At 63.9% G+C, this 2,637-nt stretch carries 3 protein-coding genes; 1 reads left to right on the forward strand and 2 read right to left on the reverse strand.

Annotated elements, in window-relative coordinates:
* Positions 1 to 1,014: HAMP domain-containing sensor histidine kinase (locus EN914_RS31470; protein WP_164779049.1), on the forward strand; the 1,014-nt coding region annotated here is incomplete at its 5' end.
* A 113-nt stretch (positions 1,015 to 1,127) separates the two neighbouring features.
* On the opposite strand, the gene EN914_RS31475 is transcribed toward EN914_RS31470, so the two are convergent.
* A complete protein-coding gene (locus EN914_RS31475) occupies positions 1,128 to 1,538 on the reverse strand; it encodes a hypothetical protein (RefSeq protein ID WP_024503021.1) in 411 nt (136 codons plus the stop codon).
* 209 nt (positions 1,539 to 1,747) lie between these two features.
* Positions 1,748 to 2,637, reverse strand: an 890-nt coding sequence (locus tag EN914_RS31480) for an FAD-dependent oxidoreductase (RefSeq protein ID WP_127389507.1), incomplete at its 5' end; no start/stop codon positions are given.

The raw sequence follows: 2,637 nt of genomic DNA on the forward strand, positions 1-2,637 counted from the left end.
GGCTTGTGCCGCGGGATGGAGGCGGACCATCGACAGGAAGCTCTTGACGATGCGGCCGCCGAGCGCTGCGGCCGCATCGTCAAGAGCTTCCTGTCGATGGTCCGCCTCCATCCCGCGGCACAAGCCGAGACCGACCTCAACCAGGTGATCCGGGCGGCACTTGAAGTGACCGCCTATGGCGCGCGCTCAAGCGGCATCATCATCGACACCGATTTCGCCGCAGGCCCGCTGCTGGCCATGGCCGACGCCGACCATGTGACGCAGGTGGCGGCCAATTTCCTCATCAACAGCCAGCACGCTTTGGCTGGCATTGCCGGCGACCGGCTGATCAAGGTGCGGACGTTCCGCAGCGACCGGGATCATCCCTGCTTCTCGGTCGAGGACAATGGGCCCGGCGTGCCGGAAGCGATCCGCGGCCGCATCTTCGAATCCTATTTCACCACCAAGCCGGTCGGCGTCGGCACCGGCATCGGCCTGTCGATCTCGAAATCGATCATCGAGCGGCACAATGGCAATGTCTGGTTCGAGGAAGTGCTCCCGAGAGGCGCGCGTTTCGTCGTCCAGCTGCCGGCCATCGTGGCCGGCCTCGCCACCGCCGGCGACAACCAGCCGCGATCGAGCGGCCTGCGCCATGCCTTGATCATCGACGACGAGCCGGATGTCGCCGGGTCACTCTCCGACATCCTCGAACTGATGGGCATCAAGTCGCGGATCGTGCCGGTCTGGGAATCGGCCGCCGCCACCTTGAGCGGCCATATGCCGCCGGACATCGTTTTTTCGGACCTGCGCATGCCCGGCGTCAGCGGCATATCGATCTATCGTGAGCTGCTCGCCGAAAAGCCCGTTTTGGCGCGGCGTTTCGTGCTGGTCACCGGAGACCTGATCGGTGCCAAAGCCGAAATCGAAGCCTTGCCGGCGCAGCAGCGACCGCAGATTCTGGAAAAGCCGTTCAGCACGCTGGATGTGCGCAGCGTGCTCTCCGCCATCGCCGAACAGGCGGCCTTGAAAGGATAAAAAAGAGGCTCCCGGGGGCGGGAGCCAAAAGGAGCGCACTGGAGGGCGCTCGGGGAGGTCAGAGCATGATCCACAAAACGGGAACGGTTTTCGGGACCATGCTTCGACGGAAATCAGAAAATATTCGGCGTGCCGGTCAACGGCGCGGCATTGGCGATCATGCGGATCGCCCGGCTTTTGTGTGTTCCGGACTGTTCGGCGATGGCGCGCAGGCAATCCATGCTCTCGGCACCCCAGGCCTGGCCCTTGCAGGCGAAGTCGGTCACCGGCACCGGCAGACGCGCGGTCCTGGTCGTCGTCTGCGCGCCGTCGATGAGATTGGCCGGCGGATTCAACGAAGCGAAGGCCGGCCCGATTGTCGGCGTGAACGCCATGCCGACGAAGGCGCAAGCAGCCAGCACCATGAACATCGCCATGGGGTGGTCGCTGGCCCGCTGGCGCAGCGCCAGTTTCGGACGGCGGTCATTGCGCTCTGGAGCCTGAAGGCGGCTCTCGCCGCGGATCGTCTGGATTTTCGCATGCATTACCTTCCCCTTCGCTGAGTTTCTTTTGGCGGCGAAATGAACTTATCCGCGCTTTGTAACGGTGATGGGGTGGCGAAGGATTGGCACTGTAACGAATTCGAAACAACATTGGGGCGAAGTCGGGCAAAATCGGGCATGGCTTCGACGGCGCCGAGGCTCGAGGCGCAACTTGACCGATCTTACCGAACAGTCTTTCGAAAAGATCAGGCTCAGCCCGGAGCTTGAAGCTCGGCAATGATCTTGTGCGCGGCGATGCGCCCGGCAATGATGGCGCCCTCGACATACCCCGGAAACGATGGCGAGAGTTCTGAAGAGACGAGATACACCGGCGGTGCGCCGGCAAGGATCGTTCGCTCGGCGTCTGTCGCTGTAACATCGACAATAAGATCGCTGTACGCGCCGCCGCTCCAGCGATCTCCTGTCCAGTCACGCAAACTGAAATCGATGACGTCACCGGCATCCGGACCAAGGGCTGCCTCCAGCCGGCCGGTCACCTCCGCACGCAGTTCCGCCTCGCCGAGGTCGCGCCAACGCAGCGCGAGCGAGCCGCCGGCGAACACGACGAGCGCCGCATGCTCCGCATCCTTGCCGGCGTCGCAGGCAAACAGCCCCGGCGGCTCGAGCCACATCACCATGCCGCTCAAATCCCGCGCCCGCCAAAACGGTTTGGCATAGCGCACCAGGATCTTGATAGCCGCGCCGCTTTCCCAGGCGCCGAGTGCCCGCCCCAGTCCGGCCGGCAAAGCGGGGGCAAAGGCGAGCTCCGTCACCTTCGCCGGCGGGACGGCAACCAGAACCGTGCGCGCCTCGACGGCACCCCCGGCCGAAACGACAAGAACACCTGGCGAACTGTGCTCGATGCGCGTGACCGGCTCGCTTAGCCGCAACCGATCGCCAAGGTCGCGGGCCAGATCGTCGGCCAGCGAATGCATGGTTTCGCGCACAGAATATTGCAGTTCCGTCACCTCGTTGGTGACCCGCCGGTCATTGTCGATCAAATACCAGAGAGGAATCTGGTCCAGCGCCATGCACCAGAGACCTTCGATCATCGAACGGAACGCCACCCTTGCATCGGCCGAATCGTGCTGGCAGGCAAGCC

This window comes from Mesorhizobium sp. M7A.F.Ca.CA.001.08.2.1 (assembly GCF_003998455.1).
Lineage (GTDB): Bacteria > Pseudomonadota > Alphaproteobacteria > Rhizobiales > Rhizobiaceae > Mesorhizobium > Mesorhizobium ciceri.